Origin of the sequence: Micromonospora craniellae (assembly GCF_014764405.1) — a bacterium.
GTDB lineage: Bacteria > Actinomycetota > Actinomycetes > Mycobacteriales > Micromonosporaceae > Micromonospora > Micromonospora craniellae.
In genome coordinates, this window is sequence record NZ_CP061725.1 from 4,180,357 (window position 1) to 4,199,260 (window position 18,904).

At 66.5% G+C, this 18,904-nt stretch carries 16 protein-coding genes and 4 tRNA genes; 17 read left to right on the forward strand and 3 right to left on the reverse strand.

Annotated elements, in window-relative coordinates; genetic code table 11:
* Positions 1-77: 77 nt before the first annotated feature.
* Positions 78-1,205, forward strand: coding sequence for a three-Cys-motif partner protein TcmP (tcmP, locus tag ID554_RS18885; RefSeq protein ID WP_158573666.1), 1,128 nt, complete (start codon positions 78-80; stop codon positions 1,203-1,205).
* On the opposite strand, the gene ID554_RS18890 is transcribed toward tcmP, so the two are convergent.
* Together ID554_RS18890 and ID554_RS18895 are read right to left on the reverse strand one after the other, a co-directional pair.
* The gene (locus ID554_RS18890; RefSeq protein ID WP_117226463.1) at positions 1,189-1,944 is read right to left on the reverse strand and encodes a DUF5131 family protein; all 756 of its coding nucleotides are present in this window, start codon (positions 1,942-1,944) and stop codon (positions 1,189-1,191) included. The two genes, tcmP and ID554_RS18890, sit on opposite strands and share 17 nt — an antisense overlap.
* A gap of 273 nt (positions 1,945-2,217) precedes the next feature.
* Positions 2,218-2,712, reverse strand: a complete 495-nt coding sequence (locus ID554_RS18895; RefSeq protein ID WP_117226462.1) for a YajQ family cyclic di-GMP-binding protein — start codon at positions 2,710-2,712, stop codon at positions 2,218-2,220.
* A gap of 149 nt (positions 2,713-2,861) precedes the next feature.
* Here ID554_RS18895 and ID554_RS18900 point away from each other — a divergent pair.
* Together ID554_RS18900 and ID554_RS18905 are read left to right on the forward strand one after the other, a co-directional pair.
* Positions 2,862-2,945 (forward strand) — tRNA-Tyr (locus ID554_RS18900).
* Between the two features lie 579 nt (positions 2,946-3,524).
* Entirely contained in the window at positions 3,525-4,244 is a 720-nt protein-coding gene (locus tag ID554_RS18905) for a hypothetical protein (RefSeq protein WP_117226273.1), read from the forward strand.
* A gap of 318 nt (positions 4,245-4,562) precedes the next feature.
* On the opposite strand, the gene ID554_RS18910 is transcribed toward ID554_RS18905, so the two are convergent.
* A complete protein-coding gene (locus ID554_RS18910; protein ID WP_117226272.1) occupies positions 4,563-4,784 on the reverse strand; it encodes a helix-turn-helix transcriptional regulator in 222 nt (73 codons plus the stop codon).
* Positions 4,785-6,356: 1,572 nt separating this feature from the next.
* On the opposite strand from ID554_RS18910, the gene ID554_RS18915 reads away from it, so the two are divergent.
* The 14 genes from ID554_RS18915 to rpoB all read left to right on the forward strand — a co-directional run bounded on the left by ID554_RS18915 (position 6,357) and on the right by rpoB (position 18,833).
* Positions 6,357-8,885, forward strand: coding sequence for a putative bifunctional diguanylate cyclase/phosphodiesterase (locus tag ID554_RS18915; protein WP_117226270.1), 2,529 nt, complete (start codon positions 6,357-6,359; stop codon positions 8,883-8,885).
* 92 nt (positions 8,886-8,977) lie between these two features.
* Positions 8,978-9,050 (forward strand) — tRNA-Thr (locus tag ID554_RS18920).
* Positions 9,051-9,075: 25 nt separating this feature from the next.
* A tRNA-Met gene (locus ID554_RS18925) sits at positions 9,076-9,148 on the forward strand.
* A 131-nt stretch (positions 9,149-9,279) separates the two neighbouring features.
* Positions 9,280-9,447: a 50S ribosomal protein L33 gene (rpmG, locus tag ID554_RS18930; protein ID WP_007073056.1), complete on the forward strand. Its 168-nt coding sequence runs from the start codon at positions 9,280-9,282 to the stop codon at positions 9,445-9,447.
* A 127-nt stretch (positions 9,448-9,574) separates the two neighbouring features.
* Entirely contained in the window at positions 9,575-10,021 is a 447-nt protein-coding gene (locus tag ID554_RS18935) for a MaoC family dehydratase N-terminal domain-containing protein (protein WP_117226269.1), read from the forward strand.
* A 1-nt stretch (position 10,022) separates the two neighbouring features.
* Positions 10,023-10,415, forward strand: a complete 393-nt coding sequence (locus ID554_RS18940) for a MaoC family dehydratase (protein WP_117226268.1) — start codon at positions 10,023-10,025, stop codon at positions 10,413-10,415.
* Between the two features lie 126 nt (positions 10,416-10,541).
* A tRNA-Trp gene (locus tag ID554_RS18945) sits at positions 10,542-10,614 on the forward strand.
* A gap of 212 nt (positions 10,615-10,826) precedes the next feature.
* Positions 10,827-11,225 (forward strand): preprotein translocase subunit SecE, encoded by a 399-nt coding sequence (gene secE, locus ID554_RS18950; protein WP_117226267.1) that lies wholly within the window; start codon positions 10,827-10,829, stop codon positions 11,223-11,225.
* Between the two features lie 38 nt (positions 11,226-11,263).
* Positions 11,264-11,986 carry a transcription termination/antitermination protein NusG gene (nusG, locus tag ID554_RS18955; protein WP_117226266.1) on the forward strand — a complete coding sequence of 241 codons (723 nt, stop codon included), beginning with the start codon at positions 11,264-11,266 and terminating at the stop codon, positions 11,984-11,986.
* A 194-nt stretch (positions 11,987-12,180) separates the two neighbouring features.
* A complete protein-coding gene (gene rplK / locus ID554_RS18960) occupies positions 12,181-12,612 on the forward strand; it encodes a 50S ribosomal protein L11 (protein WP_117226265.1) in 432 nt (143 codons plus the stop codon).
* A gap of 82 nt (positions 12,613-12,694) precedes the next feature.
* Complete coding sequence (gene rplA, locus ID554_RS18965; RefSeq protein WP_117226264.1) at positions 12,695-13,411, forward strand: 50S ribosomal protein L1; 717 nt, start codon at positions 12,695-12,697, stop codon at positions 13,409-13,411.
* A gap of 435 nt (positions 13,412-13,846) precedes the next feature.
* A complete protein-coding gene (gene rplJ, locus ID554_RS18970; RefSeq protein ID WP_117226263.1) occupies positions 13,847-14,392 on the forward strand; it encodes a 50S ribosomal protein L10 in 546 nt (181 codons plus the stop codon).
* 54 nt (positions 14,393-14,446) lie between these two features.
* Entirely contained in the window at positions 14,447-14,833 is a 387-nt protein-coding gene (gene rplL, locus ID554_RS18975; protein WP_117226262.1) for a 50S ribosomal protein L7/L12, read from the forward strand.
* Between the two features lie 568 nt (positions 14,834-15,401).
* Positions 15,402-18,833 (forward strand): DNA-directed RNA polymerase subunit beta, encoded by a 3,432-nt coding sequence (gene rpoB, locus ID554_RS18980; RefSeq protein WP_117226261.1) that lies wholly within the window; start codon positions 15,402-15,404, stop codon positions 18,831-18,833.
* Positions 18,834-18,904: the final 71 nt, after the last annotated feature.

An 18,904-nucleotide genomic window follows, 5' to 3' on the forward strand; every position in this document is an offset into this window, starting at 1 on the left:
AGTAGATCAGAATGACCACAAGACATTGACTGCTTGCTGTGGGCCAAATGACGGTCAGGAAACCAAGTGGGGGACACGTGGGTTTCTTTGAAGGAAAAAAACCGGCGGCGATTCTGAAGCACGCCGTCATCGACAAGTACGTCAGCCCGTTTGCTGGAAAGACTGGGCTGTACTCCCCTGGCCACAGGGTTGCGGTGATCGACGGCTATGCGGGGGAGGGTAGGTACGATAACGGAGACGAGGCTTCTCCTGCACTGTTGCTTCGCAAGGCGCGCGAGCTACAGGGCGTCAATCGGCAGTTAGAGGGATACTTCGTTGAGAGTGACCCTACGTCGCTGATGAAGCTCCGGCAGATGGTCGCGGCAGAGGGGGTAGACCTGCCCATGCAGGTCTTCTCCGGCGGCATCGAAGATCAGCTTGACAATCTGTTGACCTTGGTCAAGGGCATTCCGACTCTGGTCTACCTTGATCCGTTTGGGGTCATGATTCCCTTCAGGAAGACGGCGCAAGTGTTTGCTCAGCGGCCGTCGCAGCCCCCGGCAACCGAGCTATTGATCAACTTCAGCGCGGTCGGCTTGCGGCGGGTGGCCGGGCTGCTCACGAGCATCAAGGATATTCCTGGAAGGCCGGCAACCCTCGCCCGGATGGACGCTGCGTGTGGTGGTGACTGGTGGCAGAAGGTCTGGCTGGATCACGGCGACGAGAAGGAGCGCGCCGAGGAAGCGGTGGTGGTCGAGTACACGCGGCGGTTGGCTGCCGATCAACGATGCAGCTGGTGCGTAACCCCCGTTCGTAACCGTGCTCGTCATAAGCCGCTCTACTACCTTGTCTTTCTCACTCGCCACCGTGACGGCTTTACTGAATTTGCCGAAGCTCTGTCGCTCGGCCTTGGCCAGTGGCGAAAAGCTGTTTACGACATCGAGAACGCCGACACCTTGTTCGCGGACGAGGCAGCCTTTCAAGCAAGCGAGCAGGCGTTGGAGGACGGCTGGGTAAACGAAATCGAGGGGAACCTCCGTCGGCTGCTCGGCGAGGGAAAGTCCTTCGTGATCAGCAGACGCTACAGCGAGGTATATGGGAAGGCTGCTGGCCAAGCCCGCCAAACTCACCTGCGGAAGGCGTGGAACAGGCTTCACCCGGAGATCACCAAGACCAGCCCGAAGGGCAAGGGCAAGTTGCTTCAGCTGCTCATCGAGCCGGCGTAAGCTCTCTCGACGGCATCTCGTCCCACGTCCGCCCATCGAGCAGGCGGCCACCTGCCTTCGGCGTTCGTCCGCCCCACTGCTTGAAGAAAAAGGCCGTCCCCGCATTGGCACACCGATCCCGAAGTGCTCGCACCCATGCGGGATCGACAGGCCGGGCACCTTGGCCTGACTCGCCACCGGCAATCAGCCAATGAATGCCAGCCAATTCAACGTCGTCAAGAGGGCCGAGTAGCGGCTCTGCGGAGATGAATCGCACTGCGGCCGGGACGGCACGGAGGTGGTCAATCCGTGCCAGTTCCTGCTCCGTCTCGACACTGACGCCCATCCAGACGTTCGACGGCCAGTCGAGTTGGTCAGCGACTCTTGCCAACCGGGACGCCCGCTTCGTTAGTACCTGGTAGGTGTGTCGTGGGGTGGCAGCCATGACTTCAAACACTTGGCGCACGTAGTCCAGCGGCACGCGAGCGTGGAACAAGTCGCTCATCGAGTTGACGAAGACCGTCCGGGGTTCACGCCAACGGTGCGGGATGTTCAGGGCATCTGCGTGGATCGTGACGCCAAATCCGGGTCCGGAGGTGCGTGGGTCGCCGTCGTTCTGGTACTTGGCTGACCCCATCGCCTTCAGTCGCTTTGCCAGGCTGAGGGCGTAGCAATTGTCGCAGCCTGCGGAGATCCGATCGCAACCTGTCGTCGGGTTCCAGGTAGCTTCGGTCCACTCGATGGCGCTCTTGTCTGCCATGGCCACGCTCCCCGGGGTTGGTTATGACAATACTGTCGAACATGCGTACGGATTGAAAGACGTGCTGACGATCTTTCTTGTCGATGAAGCGACGCATGCCGCAGCTGTCGATGCCCCGCTCGACCAACGGTCAACGAGTGCCCAGAGACTCGGCCAGGCCGTAGCCAGGCCGTCGTAGGCCGATCACTGCCAACCAACGACGACCAGCGGCGACGACGTTTGCCCAGGTGGCGGAGCGTAAGGAGCCGGCTCGCCAGGCCGGGGAAGAAGCTCTTACCTGTAGTTGGTGAACTGCAGGGCGACGCCGAAGTCCTCGCCCTTGAGCAGCGTGATGACGGCCTGCAGGTCGTCCTTCTTCTTGCCGGTGACCCGAAGCTGGTCGCCCTGAATCTGCGCCTGGACTCCCTTGGGGCCCTCGTCGCGGATCTTCTTGCTGATCGCCTTGGCCTTTTCCTGGTCGATGCCCTGGATCACCTTGGCATCGATCTTGAAGACCTTGCCCGACGGGCGCGGGTCGCCCGCGTCCAGCGACTTCATCGAGATGTTGCGCTTGACCAACTTCTCCTTGAAGACGTCCAGCGCGGCCCGTACCCGCTCCTCGGTCTCCGCCTGAAGGCTGATCGCCTCCTCGCCCGACCAGGAGATCTCCGCGCCGGTCCCCCGAAAGTCGAACCGCGTCGCGAGCTCCTTCTCCGCCTGGCGGAGGGCGTTGTCGACCTCCTGGCGGTCGGCCTTGCTCACGATGTCGAACGACGGGTTCGCTGCCATGCTCATGCTCCTGCTGTCCGGCTGGTTTGTGATCCTTTGCCCCCGGATGACCAGGGGTACGCCTCCCTGACGGTACCCGGTTGCGGCCGAGCCGGGGGTAGCCGCTATCCTTGCTTCCGCTGCCGCGCCACGGTGCGGCGGTACGCCCTGGCGGGTTGCCCGAGCGGCCAATGGGAGCGGACTGTAAATCCGTCGCGAAAGCTTCGCAGGTTCGAATCCTGCACCCGCCACCAGGTGCGAAAACGGCCCCTGATCGGCAGAGATGCTGTTCAGGGGCCGTTCTTGTTCGTCCCGCTGGTTCTCACTCAGGGCGGAAGTGTCTCACCGGTCTTGTCGCATACGTGTCGCCATGATCGCCTGTCCTACCGCGTCCAGTTCTACCTCTGGCTGGGATGCGTGCCATCTTCGGCCTTCCTCGGAGCGGGGGGACGGGAGACGGGGGACCAGACCTCGGCCTGCTCCACCGCAGCGGTCTGCACGTCGCCAAAGGGTTCCGGGCTCCCGGCAGAGTCGGTGATTTGTATCCGACAGATCGCGGGACGCGCTCCGGTGCCCCGCACGTGGCTCTCCGGCGTCACGGCGGGCCTTCCCCGTCGGGCCGCGAAGCGCGGTGCCTTGACCGCTTACGGGATACTCGTAGTTATGTGGCGACGTAGGGTAGTTGGTTTGGCGTCGGGAGGCGCGGACCAGGCGGGCGGTTCACGTTGAAGGTGGATCTCGCCACCAGGCGGGTGCCGCCTCTGCCTCAACCGCCGGCCGTGCGGACCATTCGAGCGCGACCGCGCCGCGACCGTACGGCGTGGATAGTTCTCGTGCTCCTTGTCCTGGTACTCGCCGGCTGCGATCCAGAAGCTGAGGGCAAGGTCCGCTACAAGCCCGTGCTGCTGCCGGTAGCGCTGACGATCGGACCTGATGGTGTCGCCGTCGAGGGCGAGACGAGTTTCATCACCCCTATCGGGGAATTCTCGATCGGCGCTGAGTACTCCTTACCGCCGCGAGACGGCGGCACGATCTACGTGCTACTACGGGATCGGAAGAGGGGTAAGACCGGGTTCGACAAGGTGTACAGGGTTCAGTCGGGCCGCGACCAGCTCACGGTGGTTGTGAACGGGAAGACCACGATCCAGGTGAAAGACGGCCAGGTCTTGATCGACATCACCGGTGGGTCCGTAAAGAAGATTCAGTTCAAGCAATCGGAAGCGACGGCGAAGGAGAGCGGCGACCCGTTCTGGGTGAAAGCTGGTGCAAAGTGGAGCAAGGGCTGGGAAGCCTCGATCTACAAGCCCTTCATGCTGACGCGTTGGGCGTACGACGATTCAACGATCAATAAGTGGTATGGCCTGGGTTTCGTGTGGTTCCTGCTACGTCTGGCGTTGACGTTGGTTCTCCTCCTTGTCGACCTGATGCTGAGTTCGATCTTCCTGGTAGCCCAGATCGCCTATCTGATCTTCGACGGCACGGGCCGGAATGTTGTCTGGGGAATCGCCATCCTGGCGGCACTCGTCGCAGTGTTTCGCTGGCTGTCGAGCTGACCTTAGTGGTGTGGTGTGAGAGATGCGTGGCGGGAAGGTGGGTTCGATCGGTCGAGAAGCAGCAGTTCAACTGGCTAACCCGGTGAAGATCGCGGACGCCCTGTAAGCCGTCGCCGTCGCCGTCGGCGGGGCGCGGAAGCTGTAGAGGTCCAATTCCTGCTGGCAGTCGACCTTGCTGCCGGTGGACTGGCGGGTCGGATACGCATCGGGCGGGCGGCGGATCGAGGTGCTCGCTTCTCGACGGGCGGGTCCTGAACGGGACTTGCGGGCGCCGGGTCGGGCTGCCTCACTTGTTCCGTTGGTCGGGCTGCCCTGCGGCTATGCCTCCACGTCGTCGTCCGCCTGGCGCGGCTGTCGGTACTCGGCGATCCAGGCTTCCACGTCGACCTTGAGCCAGACCTTGGTGGCCCGTAGCTCCTGGTACGGCTTGGGGAAGGTAGGTCGCAGCGCGATCTGCTGGAAACGCGACCTGGTCACGCCGAGCAGCTTGGCGATCTCCCACGGGCCGACCAGTTCGCCCGGTCCAGTCCCAGCACCCATAGAGCCGAAGGTATGTGCGCATTAAGCTCCCCGGGCAGGGGTCCCCGAAAGGGGGTCCCCGATTGGTTGACATCTGGATCGGTGCCGGGGTGGGATCAGGTCGGGCCCCTGGCTGTTGGAGGCCGTGCCCGGCTGCCAGGGGTGCCACCCGTCTCGCGTTCGGGAGGAACCTCGATGCACCTGCAACGACATGCACCCGTACGGCCCCTCTGGTTTTGTGCTGCGTGTGCTCACGGCTGACCCTGCCGACAGGCTCGGACCGATCTGCTGGCGGACTACGGCGTCGGGAGGCTGCTCGGGCTGGACATGGCCGACCTGCTTCAGGAGGCAACAGCCGACTTGACTCGCCTCGGCGCTCCACCTGACCCTTCGTACTACTTCTACGTGCGGTTCCTCGGCTGGATTCGGAAGCCCGGGGCTACGGGCGATCAAGATCCCTGACGGGGCAACGTGGGGCCGTTGCTGGTCTGAAGAATCAGCCGAACGCTTGGTGGCATCCGGGCGGCCTGGAGCCGCCCTCAACCGCGATCGTCATGCTGTCCACGCCGGCCACGAGGCAGTCACAGCCAGCCTCGATCACGTCGGCTGCGGTACGGGGATCCGACGCTCCAGAGGGTGGCGGTTCACTGGAGACGAAAACGTGCGTCCGCTGCGCGCATCGCTACATGCTCCTACCGACCCGTACCCCGACAGACCTTTACCGGTATACGGACTACCCGCGCAAAATCCACCCGAGGAGGGCGGAAGCCCCGCGTCCACCAGAACATGTCGCGTGATGGTGAGTGTCGCCGGGCTGGTCAGCGGGAACGCCGATGTCTCGGAGGTGGGAGCCGGTACCTGACACTTCTCCTCGCCGTACCCGTGAGCAGCACCTTCGTGCAGGTTGGCATGATTCGGCCATCCATGGGGGTGACTGCGATGGTGTGTTCGTCCTACTCTGGGTCCGTACGGCTCCACGCTGTCGCCGACCTGGTGATCCGGCTGGCAGTCCGCCAAGCGATGGAGGGCGCGGACCGGCGCAGGGCGGAAGATCGGTCGCGGACGTGGGGTAGCTGATCGCTCACGGTGGCGCGATCGGAGATTCCTGCTATTCCGCATTATCCGGTCAAAAGTATTCTTCGTCATTGTCCGCTAGATCCGCTACGCCGTCTAAGTAGGGAATGGGTGGATGGTGTCTTCTTCTCCTGTGGCGAGGGCGCGGCCAGCGCTGACCTGCCCGGATGTTGTACGGGACGGGTACGTACGTGCCGTGCCGGACGACAAGCGGACCAACATCAGGTCTGTGAACTTTCCACCGGCGGACTCGCTGTGGCACCATCGGGAGACCTCCATCGCGTTCCCCATCACCCCACTTAGGAGCACAGATGTCTGCTCGACGTTTGGGCCGGCTGCTCGGCTCCCTCTTGCTGGTTTCCGGCCTGGCTCTCGCGACGAGCACGATCGCGGAGTTCGACGTCAGGGCGAATGGTCTCGAGTGGAACATGCCGGCGCTAGGGTCGCTGATCCCCTGACGGGCCTTCCTGGGTCCGGGCTTCTTCCAGACCCCTTGAAGTTCAGGCCGCTAGGGGAGCCATGACGCCTCGCCCCCGCCCTAACCGACGGCGGACGGAGTATGCCTGGCTGGTCACTGGGCCGTTGGCGCTCGGTGCTGTCGTCCTCTCCCTGACCCTGGGGCTGACGACATCCCCCGCCCTGGGGGAGTGGCCGCTGACGTTGCTACTCACGGTGGCGATGGTGGCTGCTGCGCTGCCGACCATCAACGTCGTGGTACGACGTCAGGCGCTCGCCGCCACCCCGACCGAGATTCCGCTGGTCGTCGCCCTCTATCTGCTGCCACCGCTGTCGGTGGTGCTGGCGTACACGGTCGCCGCCATCGTGGTGCAGATCCGGCGCAAGCTCCTGCCGGCGAAGTTCTGGTTCAACGTCGCGCTCGCGGCGATAGCGACCTCCCTGGCGACCGTCGTGTACCACGTCTTGCCGCAGCCCGGCGGCGTCGGCCCGGGTACCTGGGCGGTGCTGACCGCCGCCGTGGGTACCCACACCCTCGTCGCGTTGGCTGCCGTGGTCGCGGTGGTCTCCGTGGTGCAGGGCTGGCAAGCCGGGCGGGAGATGCTGCGGGCGGCGCCGCCGATGTTGCTGGTGGTGACGATCAACCTCGCCATTGGCCTGGTGATCATCATCGCGCTGGAGGGCACGCCCTGGGCGATGTTCCTCTTCGCCGGTCTGGGCATCGCCTTCGCCCTGGTCTACGGCTCGTACGCGCAGTTCTTCCGGCAGCACCGCACGGTCGCCGAGATGTACGAGTTCACCAAGGGGATCACCGAGAGCGGCCCGGACGGCAACCTCATCGACTCGTTGCTCGTCCGGATCCGCAGCCTGATGCAGGCGGAGTCCGCCACGCTCTGGTTGCCGGCCCAGGGCCGCCATCCGGAGGTGCTGCTCACCGCGCAGGAGGGCAAGCCCGGCCTGCTGGACTCCACGCTCAGCCCGGCCGCGTTGCGAGACGTCGCGGTGGCGCGGCAGGAGACCGTCGCGGTCAGTAGCCGGCTGGGCGGCGATCCGGAGTTGCGGGACACGCTGGAGTCGACCGCGGTCAAGGACGTGATCGTGGTGCCGTTGCGGTCCGGCAAGGCCGTCATCGGCACCCTTGAGGTGACCAACCGGCTCGGCGACACCAACTCGTTCCGGGCCGCGGACGTGACGGTCTTCGAGACGGTCGCCGCGCACGCGGCGGTCGCGCTGGAGAACTCGCGCCTGGTCGACCGGCTGCGGCACGACGCGTACCACGACGGGCTCACCAAGCTGCCCAACCGTCGCCGGATCCTCGGCGCGCTGACCGAGGCGGTCCGGATCCGTGCCCCCGGCGAGGTGGTCGCGCTGTTGCTCTTCGACGTCGACCGCCTGCGCCAGGTCAACGAGTCCCTCGGGCACGCCGCGGGGGACAAGGTGCTGGTCGAGGTCGCCGACCGGCTGCGTGGCTGCGCACCGTCGGCGGCCCTGGTCGGTCGGGCCGGTGGGGACGAGTTCCTGGTGACGATGCGTCTGGAAAGCGCCGAGGCGGCGATGGAACTCGCCGGCCACCTGCGCGAGCAGATTCAGGACGAGATGGTCTTCGATGCCCTCACGTTGGACGTGGACACGGCCGTCGGCGTGGTGGTGCATCCGGAGCACGGCAGCGACCCGGCGACGTTGCTGCAACGGGTGGACGTCGCGGCCTCTGCGGCGAAGTCGGTCCCGGGCAGCGTGCAGCTCTACACGCCGGCCCTGGAGTCGCGGGCGCTGCACCGACTGGGTCTCGCCGGTGACCTGCGCAGCGCCCTGGACAACGGCGAGCTGGAGATCTACTACCAGCCGAAGGTGACACTGCGCGGCCGGCGCCTGGTGGGCGTGGAGTGCCTGGCCCGGTGGGAGCACCCCACCCACGGCACGGTCGCTCCGCAGGACTTCGTCGCGGTCGCCGCACACACCGGCCAGCTCGGGCGGCTCACCGAGTTCGTGCTGCGGGAAGGGCTGCGCCACAGCCGCGACTGGGCGCACGGCGGCCAGTCGCTCGCCGTCGCGGTCAACATCTCCGCGCGTACGCTCAACGACCAGCACTTCCCGGAGCGGGTGCGCGAGTTGCTGGCGGAGTACGACGTACCGGCGCAGCTGCTGACCCTGGAGATCGAGGAGGCCGGGGTGCTGGACGGCACCGATCGGCCCATCCCGACCCTGCGCCGCCTGCGGGACCTCGGCGTACGGCTCTCGGTGGACGACTTCGGCACCGGCAGTTCCTCGCTGGCCCACCTGCGCCGGCTGCCGGTGCACGAGGTGAAGGTGGACGACTCCTTCGTCCAGGGCATGGCGACCGATCCCGGCGACCTGGCGATCGTCAACGCCGTGGTGACCCTCTCGCAGCAGTTCGGTCTGACCGTGGTGGCCGAGGGGGTGGAGAGCGAGCTGACCCTGGAACTGCTTCAGGACATCGGCTGCGAGATCGGCCAGGGATTCCTGTTCAGCCGCCCGCTGCCGTACGAGCGGTTGGAGGCATGGTTCGGCGCCCAGGTCGACCCGGAGTCAATCTCCAACAACGAGTTGCCGCGCCTGCGCGTGGTGCCCTGAGCTGGGCGTACGGCGTCCCTGGGGATCCGATTTCACCAGTACGGCGGGGCCGTGTACTCTTACCTCTGCGCGGCCACCGAGTGATCGTGCAGGCCCCCTTAGCTCAGTCGGCAGAGCGTCTCCATGGTAAGGAGAAGGTCTACGGTTCGATTCCGTAAGGGGGCTCAGAGGGTCCGGCTGGGCCTACCACGGCGGTGTAGCTCAGATGGCAGAGCAAGCGGCTCATAATCGCTGTGTCGCCGGTTCAAGTCCGGCCACCGCTACTCTCGTCCGTCCGGAGCATTCCGGCGGTCGGTGGGACGGGTGCCGTAGGTGCCCGCTTTGCGTGTCCGCCCAAGTGGCGCGTACGCTGTAGCGCCGTAGTTGTATCCGTTAGCGAGGAAGGCACTCCGCCGTGGCAAAGGCGACCGATGTCCGGCCGAAGATCACTTTGGCGTGTGTGGAGTGCAAGGAGCGCAACTACATCACGCGCAAGAACCGCCGTAACGACCCGGACCGCATCGAGCTGAAGAAGTTCTGCCCCCGGGACGGTCGGCACACCGTTCACCGCGAGACCCGCTGACCTGGCCGGGCCGACTCGGCCCGGGTCCACGCGTACCACCATCGCCGGTTTCGTGCGGCGGCGCGGTCTGCTGGCTGACGTCGACCACACGGACCGGCGATTGTGCGTTGCGTGTAGGTTCGCGGGCATGTCCCTGGACCACTCCTTCGTCGGCCGCACTTACCCGCCGACCGCCCCCTACCAGGTGGGCCGCGAGAAGATCCGTGAGTTCGCGACGGCGATCGGGGCCACCGATCCCGCCCACCACGATCCGGAAGCGGCCCGCGCCCTGGGCCATCCGGACGTGGTCGCGCCGCCGACCTTCCCCGTGGCGATCACCATGGCCGCCAGCCGCCAGATCATCGAGGACCCGGCTCTGGGCGTCGACTACAGCCGGGTCGTCCACGGCGACCAGCGGTTCGCGTACACCCGGCCGGTGGTGGCCGGCGACGAGCTGGTCTGCGTCAACATCATCGAGGACATCACCAGCCGCGGTGGTCACGAGTTCCTGACCACCCGGACCGACGTCAGCACGACCGGTGGCGAGCCGGTGGTCGCGGTCTGGTCCAAACTCGTCGTACGCGGGGAGAACTGACGTGGAGCTGACCACCCAGACGTTCCGAGTGACCCGGGCGGACCTGGTCCGCTACGCCGGCGCCTCGGGCGACTTCAACCCGATCCACTGGAACGACCGGTTCGCCACCAAGGTGGGCCTGCCCGGGGTGATCGCGCACGGCATGTTCACCATGGCGCTGGTCGGCCGGGCCGTCACCGCCTGGGCCGGTTCGCCCGACGCGGTGGTCGACTACAACGTCCGGTTCACCCGCCCGGTGGTAGTGCCGGACGACGACAAGGGCACCGAGATCGTGGTGAACGCGGTCGTCCGCGAGGTGACCGAGGAGGGCCTGACCAGGCTCGACGTCACCGCCACCTGCCAGGGCGAGAAGGTGTTGTCGCAGGCGCGGGCCACCGTGCGGACGGCGGGCTGACCGGCACCATCCGCCACGTTCGGTAGACCGGTTGGGAAAGTCGGGTCGGTACCCGTACACTGGTCCGCCGTGGGGCAAGTGACTCCTGCCTGGTCGTGTGGCCTGGTGGGACGAACGTTGCCGCACAGGGGTGTAGCTCAATTGGCAGAGCAGCGGTCTCCAAAACCGCAGGCTGCAGGTTCAAGTCCTGTCACCCCTGCGCCTCAGGCCTGACCGTTCCGTGGGTCGCGTCACCTCCCGGTGGCGTGCGGCCCGTGGTGGTGGCATCGGCGGAGAGGTTCCGAGGCATCGGGGCCCCTCCGGTTGATCCGCCGGCCGCGGCCCGTCCCGGGACGGTTGGTCCGGCCGGCGTGACCAAGCGCCGCGTACGCGTTCCGCGTGCGACCCCGACATCCCGCGACGGAGGGCGAAGTGGCCGACAAGAAGCGGCGCGGCGAGGACGCCGACGACGACCGCCTGAACGACGAGGTCGTCAACGACGGTGACGGTGCCGACGACGACGCCACCGACGCGGACGAGCCGGTATCCCGGGGCGGCACCGCCACCCGTGAGCGGGCCAAGGCGGATTCCGCCGACAGCCGGTCGAAGACGCGTGCCGATGCCGAGAAGGTGGGCCTGTTCGGCCGCATCGCGCGTTTCATCCGCGAGGTCGTGGCCGAACTGCGTAAGGTCATCTGGCCGACGCGCAAGGAGCTGCTGACCTACACGGCCGTGGTGGTCGCATTCGTCGCGATGATGCTGACGATCGTGGCCGGCCTTGACTACGCCTTCGCGAAGGGCGTGTTGTGGGTCTTCGGCAACCCCAGCTGACCGGCTGACTGTGCCGATAGTGACGGAAGTGAGCGAGCGTGCCTGAGTACGACGAGACCGCCGAGACCCCGGACGAGCAGTCCACGGTGGCGACGGCGGCGAACGACGAGTCGGTCGGGGCCGCCAGCGAGCCGGAGTTCGCGACGACGGAGCCCGCACCCGACGAGGACTACGATCCGGTCGCGGAGCTGCGGCAGAAGCTGCGCTACGCGCCGGGCGACTGGTACGTGGTGCACTCGTACGCCGGCTATGAGAACAAGGTCAAGACCAACCTCGAGACCCGGATCACGTCCCTCGACATGGAGGACTACATCTACCAGGTCGAGGTGCCGACCCGGGAAGAGGTCGAGGTCAAGAACGGCAAGCGGTCCCAGGTCCAGGCGAAGGTCTTCCCGGGCTACATCCTGGTCCGGATGGAGCTGACCGCCGAGTCCTACTCCTGCGTGCGCAACACGCCCGGGGTGACCGGCTTCGTGGGTGCCACGGACCGGGCCGACCGCCCGGCGCCGCTGAGCCTCGACGAGGTGCTGAAGTGGCTGGCGCCGGCCGTCGAGACCGAGCAGAGGAAGGCCAAGCCGGAGGTCAAGGTCCTCGACTTCGAGGTCGGCGACTCGGTGACGGTCACCGACGGCGCCTTCGCGTCGCTGCCGGCCACGATCAGCGAGATCAACGCCGACCAGCAGAAGCTCAAGGTGCTGGTGTCGATCTTCGGTCGGGAGACGCCGGTGGAGCTGAACTTCAACCAGGTCGCCAAGATCTGATCGCGTCGATCGTCGGCGGCGGCCCCGGGGCCGCCGCCGACGATCGACGTCGTTCGGCTAGGCAACCTCTGTGGGCGGGCGGATTCCGGCCTGCGCTACCCTAGAACGTCGCCGCCGTCCACACGCGCTGACCGTGCGCGCCCGACGGCGACGTCGGTGCGAACAATTCCCAGTTCCAAGCCCCAGGAAGAGACATGCCTCCGAAGAAGAAGCTCGTCAAGACGTTCACGCTTCAGCTGCCGGCGGGCCAGGCCACCCCGGCGCCGCCGGTGGGCCCCGCGCTCGGTCAGCACGGCGTGAACATCATGGAGTTCTGCAAGTCGTACAACGCGCAGACCGAATCGCAGCGGGGCGACGTCGTCCCCGCCGAGATCAGCGTGTACGAGGACCGGTCCTTCACCTTCGTGCTGAAGACCCCGCCCGCCGCCCGGCTGCTGATCAAGGCCGCCGGTGTGCAGAAGGGCTCGGGCGTCCCGCACACCCAGAAGGTCGGCTCGGTGACCCGCGCCCAGCTGCGTGAGATCGCCGAGAAGAAGATGGCCGACCTCAACGCCAACGACCTCGACCAGGCTGAGAAGATCATCGCCGGAACCGCCCGGTCGATGGGCCTGAACGTCACCGACTGACCTCGGCCACCGGCGACCCGCACGGATCGTGGGAGGGCACGCGAGCACCGCGGCCCGCCAGCAACCACAGGAGTAGACAGAAATGCAGCGCAGCAAGAGCTACCGCAAGGCCGCCGAGGTCATCGACCGGTCGAAGCTCTACACCCCCGCCGAGGCCGTGAAGCTGGCCAAGGAGACGACCAACGTCAAGTTCGACGCCACGGTCGAGGTCGCCATGCGCCTCGGCGTCGACCCCCGTAAGGCGGACCAGATGGTCCGTGGCACGGTCAACCTGCCGCACGGCACCGGTAAGACCGCCCGCGTGATCGTCTTCGCCGCCGGTGCGAAGGCCGAGGAGGCCGTCGCGGCCGGTGCCGACGAGGTGGGTACCGACGAACTGGTCGCCCGGATCCAGGGCGGTTGGCTGGACTTCGACGCGGCGATCGCCACGCCGGACCAGATGGCCAAGATCGGCCGGATCGCGCGGATCCTGGGCCCGCGCGGCCTCATGCCGAACCCGAAGACCGGCACGGTGACCATGGACGTCACCAAGGCGGTCTCGGACATCAAGGGCGGCAAGATCACCTTCCGGGTGGACAAGCACTCCAATCTGCACCTGATCATCGGCAAGGCCTCGTTCTCCGAGACCCAGCTGGTGGACAACTACGTGGCGGTCCTCGACGAGGTGCTGCGGGCCAAGCCGTCCGCAGCGAAGGGCAAGTACCTCAAGAAGGTCACCCTCACCACGACGATGGGCCCGGGTGTGCCGATCGACCCGAACCTGGTGAAGAACCTGCAGGAGGGCTCGGCCGAGAGCTGAGCAGCGACCTCCGCGAAGGGGCCTCACCACGACGTGGTGAGGCTCCTTTCGATTTCTGGTATCAAATTGGTCGGTCCCGCCTCGAATATGCTGTGTCTGGAGTAGGTGAGCAGCGGCACATCAGTGCGTTTGGTGGCGCGACGTGCAATCGCGTAAGCTGCGTGGCGTCGCACATGTTGTCATGTGTGAGATCCACCCAGAGACCGCTGGTCACCGTGCCTCGGCACGGTCGAAGGTCCCGCGAAGACGGGCGACCCGCGTAGGGCGGCAAGCGAAAACCGGCAGTGTCCCGTGGTCCGCCGACTGCGATCATCTCCGCCGACCTCGCCCCGTGCGCCCTGCGCCGGGGCTCTTCTGTTGCCGCGATGCCTCCGCCCCCGTCCCAGGCGCCTGCCTGCGACGGTGACCAGCCTCGAGCAACGAGAGAGGAGGGACATGGCGGACAAGCCGATCCGGACCGACAAGACCACGGCCGTTGCTGAGCTGACGGAGAACTTCCGCAGTGCGGGTGCCACCGTGCTGACCGAGTACCGCGGTCTGACGGTTTCCCAGCTCACCCAGCTGCGGCGCTCGCTCGGCAAGGAGACCACCTACACGGTCGCCAAGAACACGCTGGCCAAGCGTGCTGCGGCGGACGCGGGCATCTCCGGCCTCGACGAGCTGTTCACCGGTCCTACCGCGCTGACTTTCGTTTCGGGCGACGTCGTCGAGGCGGCGAAGGGACTTCGCGACTTCGCGAAGTCCAACCCGAAGCTCGTCATCAAGGGCGGTGTCTTCGAGGGCAAGGCCATTTCTGCGGCCGAGGTCACGAAGCTTGCCGACCTGGAGTCCCGTGAGGTGCTGCTGGCCAAGCTGGCCGGCGCGATGAAGGGCAACCTGAGCAAGGCTGCGGCCCTGTTCCAGGCTCCCCTGTCGAAGACCGCCCGCCTGGCGGCCGCCCTGCAGGACAAGCGTGAGAAGGAGGGCGCCGAGGCGGCCTGAGGCCGCGCGGCGCACCCACGTTCTTAGTTAAACCATTCAGAAAGGACGCCAGACATGGCGAAGCTCAGCACCGAAGAGCTGCTCGACGCGTTCAAGGAGATGACGCTGATCGAGCTCTCCGAGTTCGTGAAGCAGTTCGAGGAGACCTTCGAGGTCACCGCCGCCGCGCCGGTCGCGGTTGCCGGGGGCCCGGTCCAGGGTGGCGCCGCCGCCGAGGCCGAGCCGGAGAAGGACGAGTTCGACGTCATCCTCGACGCCGACGGTGGCAAGAAGATCCAGGTCATCAAGGTCGTGCGTGAGCTGACCGGCCTGGGCCTCAAGGAGGCCAAGGACGCGGTCGAGTCCGCTCCGAAGGCCATCCTGGAGAAGGTCAACAAGGAGACCGCCGAGAAGGCCAAGGCCAAGCTGGAGGGTGAGGGCGCCAAGGTCACCCTCAAGTGACCTGAGCCTCACCCGCGTCCCGGCTCACGTGAGCCGGGGCACACCAACATCGCGGCGGGCGACGATCCGGAGCTCGGATCGTCGCCCGCCGTGTGGTTTCACCGCCCGGAACCGGTCATGAGCAGGGCGTGGGCATCGCGGCGGGAGCGGGCGCGAACGGCGACGGTTTCGCCCGTGGATGGGAAAGAGCGTCGGATGGCGGCACCGGCCCTTGACGCGACCATGGACTCCCAGGCACGCTGACATCAGCAAGACCTTCCGCGCTTGCGACGGCCACCGTCTGGGTATGAAGCGGCAGCACACCGCCGCAGACACCTGAGCGGCCCGGCAGGGACGTTGCGTTCCGAGCGGCCCGGTGCGACCCGTTTCCAGGGTCCCGAGGCCTGTTCCGCAACTTCCTGCGGGGTGGGCTGGACAGCGGTTAGCCTCTCGGCTACACTGCTAGTTTGCGCTGCCATCCGACTTGACCCCTGCTCGGAAATGTCCGTTTGTGGATATTTTCTGGTGGGGTCATTGGAGTGCACGCGTACCAGCCGTTCTGCAGCACCGGTCCTCGGAAGGACGCATCTTGGCAGCTTCCCGCCCTGCGAAGACCAGTCGTACGTCGAGCGCATTCGCTCCCCGCCGAGTTTCCTTCGGTCGGATCACCGAACACCTTGAGGTCCCCAACCTCCTTGCCATTCAGAACGAGTCCTTCGACTGGCTCGTCGGCAACGAGGCTTGGCAGGGCCGGTCGGCGGACGACCCGCACGCACGCTCGGGTCTCGCGGAAATCCTCGACGAGATCAGTCCCATTGAGGACTTTTCCGGCACCATGTCGCTCTCCTTCTCGGCACCGCGCTTCGACGAGGTCAAGGCCTCGATCGAAGAGTGCAAGGAGAAGGACCTCACCTACTGCGCGCCACTGTTCGTGACCGCGGAGTTCACCAACAACACCACCGGCGAGATCAAGAGCCAGACGGTGTTCATGGGTGACTTCCCGATGATGACGCCGAAGGGCACCTTCATCATCAACGGCACCGAGCGCGTCGTGGTAAGCCAGCTCGTCCGCTCGCCGGGCGTCTACTTCGACAAGCAGCCGGACAAGACCTCCGACCGCGACCTCTCCAGCGTCAAGGTCATCCCGAGCCGGGGTGCCTGGCTGGAGTTCGACATCGACAAGCGCGACACGGTCGGCGTACGCATCGACCGTAAGCGTCGGCAGGCCGTCACGGTGCTGCTCAAGGCCGTCGGATGGTCGGCCGAGCGGATCCGCGAGAAGTTCGGCTGGTCCGAGCTGATGATGACCACGCTCGAGAAGGACCACATCGCCGGCCAGGACGAGGCGCTACTCGACATCTACCGGAAGCTGCGCCCTGGCGAGCCGCCGACCCGCGAGAACGCCCAGACCCTGCTCGACAACCTCTTCTTCAACCCGAAGCGGTACGACGTCGCCAAGGTCGGTCGGTACAAGTTCAACAAGAAGCTCGAAGTGGCCGTGCCGATCACCACCGGCACGCTGACCGAGGACGACATCGTCGCCACCGTGGAGTACCTCTGCCGGCTGCACGCCGGTGAGGAGGGCTACGAGGCCGACGACATCGACCACTTCGGCAACCGGCGTCTGCGTACCGTGGGCGAGCTGATCCAGAACCAGGTCCGGGTCGGTCTGTCCCGGATGGAGCGGGTCGTCCGCGAGCGGATGACGACTCAGGACGTCGAGGCGATCACGCCGCAGACCCTGATCAACATCCGCCCCGTGGTGGCCGCGATCCGGGAGTTCTTCGGCACCTCGCAGCTGTCCCAGTTCATGTACCAGACCAACCCGCTGGCGGGCCTGACCCACCGGCGCCGGCTGAGCGCGCTCGGTCCGGGTGGTCTGTCCCGGGAGCGGGCCGGCTTCGAGGTCCGCGACGTGCACCCGTCCCACTACGGCCGGATGTGCCCGATCGAGACGCCGGAAGGGCCGAACATCGGCCTGATCGGCGCGCTGTCCACCTTCGCCCGGGTCAATCCGTTCGGCTTCATCGAGACGCCGTACCGGAAGGTCGTCGACGGTCGGGTCACCGACCAGATCGACTACCTGACCGCGGACGAGGAGGACCGGTTCGTCAAGGCGCAGGCCAACGCGCCGCTGCGGGCCGACGGCACGTTCGCCGAGGACCGCGTCCTGGTCCGCCGTAAGGGTGGCGAGACCGAGGACGTCGCACCGGGTGCGGTGGACTACATGGACGTGTCGCCGCGGCAGATGACCTCGGTCGCGACCGCGATGATCCCGTTCCTGGAGCACGACGACGCGAACCGGGCCCTGATGGGCGCGAACATGCAGCGTCAGGCGGTGCCGCTGGTCAAGGCGGAGTCGCCGCTGGTCGGCACCGGCATGGAGTACCGTGCCGCCGTCGACGCCGGCGACGTGGTGGTGGCCGAGGTCGGTGGCGTGGTCGAGGACCTGTGCGCCGACTACATCACCGTCCACCAGGACGACGGCCACCGCCGGACGTACCTGCTGCACAAGTTCCGCCGTTCCAACGCCGGCTCCTGCGTCAACCAGAAGCCGGTGGTCTTCGAGGGTGACCGAGTCGAGGCCGGCCAGGTCATCTCCGACGGGCCGTGCACCGACGAGGGCGAGATGGCGCTCGGGCGCAACCTGCTCGTGGCGTTCATGACCTGGGAGGGCCACAACTACGAGGACGCGATCATCCTGTCGCAGCGCCTCGTGCAGCAGGACGTGCTCACCTCGATCCACATCGAGGAGCACGAGGTCGACGCGCGGGACACCAAGCTCGGCCCGGAGGAGATCACCCGCGACATCCCGAACGTCAGCGAGGAGATGCTCGCCGACCTCGACGAGCGCGGCATCATCCGGATCGGTGCCGAGGTCGTCCCCGGCGACATCCTGGTCGGCAAGGTCACCCCGAAGGGTGAGACCGAGCTGACTCCGGAGGAGCGGCTGCTCCGCGCGATCTTCGGCGAGAAGGCGCGTGAGGTTCGGGACACCTCGCTGAAGGTGCCGCACGGTGAGACCGGCACGGTCATCGGCGTGCGTACCTTCTCCCGCGAGGACGGCGACGAGCTGCCGCCGGGCGTCAACGAGCTGGTCCGGGTCTACGTCGCCCAGAAGCGGAAGATCCAGGACGGCGACAAGCTCGCCGGCCGGCACGGCAACAAGGGCGTCATCTCCAAGATCCTGCCGGTCGAGGACATGCCGTTCCTGGAGGACGGCACCCCGGTCGACATCGTGCTCAACCCGCTGGGTGTGCCGAGCCGGATGAACATCGGCCAGGTACTCGAGACCCACCTGGGCTGGGTGGCCAAGACCGGTTGGAAGGTCGACGGCGACGACGCGGAGTGGAAGCGTCAGCTCCAGGGGATCGGCGCGGACGAGTCCGAGCCGGACACCAACGTGGCCACGCCGGTCTTCGACGGTGCCCGCGAGGAGGAGATCTCCGGTCTGCTCGCGTCGACCCTGCCCAACCGGGACGGCAAGCAGCTGATCGGTGCCAGCGGTAAGGCGCAGCTGTTCGACGGTCGCTCCGGCGAGCCGCTGCCGGACCCGATCGCGGTCGGCTACATCTACATCCTGAAGCTCAACCACCTGGTCGACGACAAGATCCACGCGCGGTCGACCGGTCCGTACTCGATGATCACGCAGCAGCCGCTGGGTGGTAAGGCGCAGTTCGGTGGCCAGCGCTTCGGTGAGATGGAGTGCTGGGCGATGCAGGCCTACGGTGCCGCGTACGCCCTGCAGGAGCTGCTGACGATCAAGTCCGACGACGTCCTGGGCCGGGTCAAGGTCTACGAGGCGATCGTCAAGGGCGAGAACATCCCCGAGCCGGGCATCCCCGAGTCGTTCAAGGTGCTGCTCAAGGAGCTGCAGTCGCTGTGCCTCAATGTCGAGGTGCTCTCCAGCGACGGTGTGGCCCTGGAGATGCGCGAGACCGACGACGAGGTCTTCCGGGCCGCGGAGGAACTGGGTATCGACCTTTCCCGGCGCGAGCCGAGCTCGGTCGAGGAAGTGTGACGTTGCGGTCCGGTGACGGGGCGGCCCCTTCTGGGGTCACCCCGTCCCGGGCCCGGACCCGGTCAGCTGCT

Coding starts and splice junctions, on each gene's coding strand:
- ID554_RS18935 (WP_117226269.1), top strand. CDS start 9,575: ATGTCCCTGGACCACTCCTTCGTCGGCCGCACTTACCCGCCGACCGCC.
- ID554_RS18895 (WP_117226462.1), bottom strand. CDS start 2,712: ATGGCAGCGAACCCGTCGTTCGACATCGTGAGCAAGGCCGACCGCCAG.
- ID554_RS18915 (WP_117226270.1), top strand. CDS start 6,357: ATGACGCCTCGCCCCCGCCCTAACCGACGGCGGACGGAGTATGCCTGG.
- rplK (WP_117226265.1), top strand. CDS start 12,181: ATGCCTCCGAAGAAGAAGCTCGTCAAGACGTTCACGCTTCAGCTGCCG.
- ID554_RS18910 (WP_117226272.1), bottom strand. CDS start 4,784: ATGGGTGCTGGGACTGGACCGGGCGAACTGGTCGGCCCGTGGGAGATC.
- rplJ (WP_117226263.1), top strand. CDS start 13,847: ATGGCGGACAAGCCGATCCGGACCGACAAGACCACGGCCGTTGCTGAG.
- rplL (WP_117226262.1), top strand. CDS start 14,447: ATGGCGAAGCTCAGCACCGAAGAGCTGCTCGACGCGTTCAAGGAGATG.
- rplA (WP_117226264.1), top strand. CDS start 12,695: ATGCAGCGCAGCAAGAGCTACCGCAAGGCCGCCGAGGTCATCGACCGG.
- ID554_RS18890 (WP_117226463.1), bottom strand. CDS start 1,944: ATGGCAGACAAGAGCGCCATCGAGTGGACCGAAGCTACCTGGAACCCG.